The following is a 4,067-nucleotide window of genomic DNA, read 5'->3' on the forward strand; positions in this document are numbered from 1 at the left end:
GCAATGCCGGGGGCGTAGGAGACCTGTGGATCCGGATCCGACAATCGAATCTGGGGCGACCCTCCGGCTGTCGCGGGGGTGGGGGTATGCATTGTCCGTACTCCTGGTCGCCAGCGTCGACACGGACTCCCTCTACGAAGACAAGGCCTCCGGGAAAAGGACGACCGGCCCCAGCTGGCGCCTGCCTCAAAGCCCTGCGCCACGAAGACACCCTGGTCGTCTGGAAACTGGACCGGCTCGGCCGGGACCTGCGCCATCTGGTCAATATCGTCCACGACCTGACCGAACGAGGCATCGGGCTTAAGGTTCTCACCGGACAGCGCGCGGCCATTGACACCACCACCGCCTCCGGGAAACTCGTCTTCGGGATCTTCGCCGCCCTCGCCGAATTTGAGCGCGAACTCGTTTCAGAACGCACCCTCGCCGGCCTCGCCTCTGCACGGGCGCGCGGCCGCAACGGCGGACGCCCCTTCAAGATGACGCCAGCGAAACTCCGGCTCGCCCTGGCCTCCATGGGCAAGCCGGAGACAAAAGTCGGCGATCTCTGCATTGAATTGGGCATCACGCGCCAGACTCTGTACCGGCACGTCTCACCCACCGGGGAGCTGCGCCCCGACGGCCAGAAGCTCCTTTCACGGTAGGTGTTAACGCCAATCAGTATTGAATCTCGTGCTCCGAAGTGAGGAAGGTGAGGTCCATGAAGTCATCGCTGATGTCGAGATCGGCTGTGGTTCCTTCCGGGAAGAATGCGGAGTCACCGGTTGTAAAGTAGTGCTTTTGGCCGCCTTCCAGTGTGCATGTGATGCTGCCACGGAGAACGTACATAAATTCGTTGAAAGGGTAGGTGAAGCGGGATTTTCCGGACTCTTGGAAGGCCGCGATCACGCGGCGCCCGTCGGCTGAGCGGTCGCCGACTCGGACGGCAACTGGGTTTCGCTGATTCAGAGCGCCTTCCACGCGTTCGGCTCCTGCGTCCTCGACCCGGCTAGCGGCATCCTCCTTCACAACCGCGGGGCATCGTTTAGCCTTCGGCCGGGAGCAGCAAACGAACTCGCCCCCGGTCGGAAACCCCCGCACACGCTCATGCCGGTCCTCGTCCGCCGAGATGGGAAACTCATCGGTGCACACGGCACCATGGGCGGCCGCGCCCAGCCGCAGGTCCACACACACCTGGCCCTGAATCTGGCCTTGGGAATGGCGCCCGCGCAGGCCACGGCGCGACCGCGCTGGATCGTGGGTCAGATGGAGGCAGGGGCGGCGGCTCCGGACGAAGCCGTGACGATTTCCGTCGAAAAGGGCGTCTCCATGGAGGCTGTCCAAAACCTCGTCAATGCCGGGTTCCGGACCAAGCAGCTGGAGCCGTTGGACGACTCAGTCGGGCACCTGCAGGTGATCCGCCAGGGCACCGCGAAGGGCACATTCGCGACGGGGTCTGATCCGCGCTCCGACGGGCCGGCGCCTGAGGGGAACTAAGGACGTGCGGCAACGACTGTCCTTCTGGATGATGATCGCGCTGAGTTTTGGCACCGGAGCCCTGGATGCGGCGACTTACCTCGGAATGGACCGAGTGTTCGGGGCCAACATGACCGGAAACGTCATTTTGATCGGGCTTTCCATCGCGGCGTCCGACCATGTCCCTCTCACCGGGCCCCTGGCCGCTCTCGGGGGCTTCGCGGCCGGGTCATGGCTACTCGGCCTGATACTGCGACGATTCCCTCCCCGAGGACAAACCGATACGGCGCTGCTTTCTGTCTTCTGGGTAGCGGCAGCAGGCATGCTCGCCGTCACGACCACACTCTTCCTGCTGCCCACCGGCGAAGCCCTGATTCATGCGGTGACTTTCATCATCGGGCTCCTCATGGGGTGCCAGGCCATAGCCGCGCGCAGAGTAGGGATACCTGACGTATCGACGGTGGTGATCACCTCGACCCTGTCGCTGCTTCTCAGTGAAGCCGGGCGCTTCTGGGGCGGAGCGAGCACCACCGCCACCATGCGCAGGCTTGCAGCCGTTCTGTCCATGTTCCTCGGGGCTGTAGCCGGGGCGTTCCTTCTGCATCTGGCCCTGTGGGCGGCGCTCCTCGTCCCGACGGCCATCCTGCTCTGCGCCGCCGCCGCGTTCACAGCACGAAGGACGGCCAAGAAGAAGAGTGCAGGGTCCTCAAAGACACTCGTGTCAGCATGAACGTCGCGGACACCGGCCCGGCGGTCCCGTCCGCCGGACCGGTGTCCGCAGGAACGTCCCACCCGGGCGCGGAGACGCTACAGACAGCGCTGAACTCCGGCCCAGTGCAGTTCCGGGATCCCAAGGTGTTTGACCTCTCATTCCTGGCAGACCCGGGACCGCGCTCTGCACTCAAACGCCTCCTGCCTGTCCAGGTCCGTTTGCGCAAGGGAACCCTCATTTGGGCCCGAGTGCAAAGGACTTCGGACATTCCTTGCAAACGTCTTCGGAAACTGACAAGAGTTCCCTGTGCGGCTAGGACCGCCGCTGTCTCGAAAAGCCGTCCAACAACAGGCAGTCTCACGACAGCGAATTGTGCGGGATTAAGAGAACCTGCGGCGGCTCAGAAGATCCGTTAATGGGCCGCTGAGAACGGATACAACCCCAGCCCTCGTGGCCGCATCAGTCAGGCCATAAAGCAGGCCTTCGACGCCGCCAAAGGCTAGCCAGAGCTCAGCGGGATCGATGTCTTGACCCGATATCGGCGATGTCGTCGGCTACACGTGTGCGCTGCTATCGGCGTTGGGCAGCGAATTCCCGGTGACAGTTGATGTCTCTCCCATCGCCCAAACCTTCGGAACAGAGGCTTGCCGGCCGGGCGTGGCTCCTAGGAAAATCGCCAGCCGAGCTCGCGCTCAGGAATGATGAGCTCCGACGCTACCTTAAGGATCCATGCCATCAACGTGACACAGCCTGCGCAGCCCGTAGCCGTAATTCCCTTAGAACAGCGGCCAGGGCACCGCCGACATCTCACCGCTCGGAGCCGGAAACCGCCCTGCCAGGCGCAACCGGGCGCAGCGCGTAGCGAGCGATGCGATTTCTTCGGCGCTGAGCAAGTCCGCCAGGTTTCGGCCCAGCCCACCGTGCAGTCCTTCGCTGACACGATCGATGCCGTCGCGTTCCTCGGCGGTCAGAGCGTCTCCCAGCCACCCCCACAGCACCGTGCGCAGCTTGTGGTCCCGGTGAAAGGTGAGCCCATGGTCCACTCCGTGCCGGTGTCCGTCCGTCATGGCAAGAATGTGGTCGCCTTTGCGGTCGGCGTTGTTGACGACCATGTCGAACACCGCCATGCGTCTGAGCGCTGGCGAGTCTTCGTGAACGAGGGCGACCATCCGTCCGTTCTCATCTCGTCCCTCGAGAACGTGTTTCCAGCCCGTCTCCGGCACGTGGTCCGTCGCGACCAGGTTCACGGCGCTTTGGGCGGGGTCTTGCTCCTGCCAGAGCTGCACCATTCCTTCGCCCATCGGACCATCGCGCAGCCAGGTGCGCGGCACGACGTCCCAGCCGAAGACCTGCGAGACCAGGTAGGCGGCCACCTCCCGGTGAGCCAGGGTGCCGTGGGGAAAATCCCACAGCGGACTTTCGCCTGCTATCGGCTTATAGACGACCACCACGTCGCCGATGCTGCCCAGAAATGTAGCGTTTGAAGCCGTCGTGATGCGGCCGGTGAGCGTCAGCTCGGCGGCCACTAGGTCCGGCGCCTGGCATCAGACCTCGGGAAGGGTACAGATGTGCCCGTCGGCGCCTATGGGGAAACCGCAGAGCGAGCACGTCGGACGCCCGGCGCCCACGATCTCACGGGTGCGCTTGGCGAAGGCGCGGGCGGTGCCGACCGGCATTCGCACCAGCAGCATTTCGAGCTCGTTAGCGCCGTCCTCATCAAGCGATTCGTCGTTGTCATCAGCATCGACATCGGTGACGGGGTGGGCCTCTATTACCACCTGGGCCGTGGTTGGGTCCCAACCTAAGCTCATGGCGCCGGTGCGAAACTGCTCCTGAACGGCCTCGAGCTGGTCATTGTCGACAAGTTCAATGGGAGTACTCGTGGGAACGCTGAAGGGGTTGC

Annotated in this window: 5 protein-coding genes and 1 pseudogene; 3 read left to right on the top strand and 3 right to left on the bottom strand. The window is 63.9% G+C overall.

The window, feature by feature from the left end; translation table 11 throughout:
• The first annotated feature begins 91 nt into the window (after positions 1 to 91).
• Positions 92 to 641 (top strand): annotated as a pseudogene (locus LQV16_RS23075) (recombinase family protein).
• Between the two features lie 13 nt (positions 642 to 654).
• Here the strand turns inward: LQV16_RS23075 and LQV16_RS23080 are convergent.
• Complete coding sequence (locus tag LQV16_RS23080) at positions 655 to 1,005, bottom strand: cupin domain-containing protein (protein WP_229996164.1); 351 nt, start codon at positions 1,003 to 1,005, stop codon at positions 655 to 657.
• Between LQV16_RS23080 and LQV16_RS23085 the strand changes: the two genes are divergently transcribed.
• Together LQV16_RS23085 and LQV16_RS23090 are read left to right on the top strand one after the other, a co-directional pair.
• Positions 940 to 1,473, top strand: a complete 534-nt coding sequence (locus LQV16_RS23085; RefSeq protein ID WP_229996168.1) for a gamma-glutamyltransferase — start codon at positions 940 to 942, stop codon at positions 1,471 to 1,473. The two genes, LQV16_RS23080 and LQV16_RS23085, sit on opposite strands and share 66 nt — an antisense overlap.
• A 4-nt stretch (positions 1,474 to 1,477) precedes the next feature.
• Positions 1,478 to 2,182 (top strand): YoaK family protein, encoded by a 705-nt coding sequence (locus LQV16_RS23090; RefSeq protein ID WP_229996165.1) that lies wholly within the window; start codon positions 1,478 to 1,480, stop codon positions 2,180 to 2,182.
• A 758-nt stretch (positions 2,183 to 2,940) separates the two neighbouring features.
• On the opposite strand, the gene LQV16_RS23095 is transcribed toward LQV16_RS23090, so the two are convergent.
• Both LQV16_RS23095 and LQV16_RS23100 read right to left on the bottom strand, forming a co-directional pair.
• Positions 2,941 to 3,690 carry an SCO1664 family protein gene (locus LQV16_RS23095; protein WP_229996166.1) on the bottom strand — a complete coding sequence of 250 codons (750 nt, stop codon included), beginning with the start codon at positions 3,688 to 3,690 and terminating at the stop codon, positions 2,941 to 2,943.
• A gap of 18 nt (positions 3,691 to 3,708) precedes the next feature.
• Positions 3,709 to 4,067: DUF3090 family protein (locus LQV16_RS23100; RefSeq protein ID WP_229996167.1), on the bottom strand; the 359-nt coding region annotated here is incomplete at its 5' end.

Source organism: Arthrobacter sp. Bi26 (genome assembly GCF_918697925.1).
Lineage (GTDB): Bacteria > Actinomycetota > Actinomycetes > Actinomycetales > Micrococcaceae > Arthrobacter.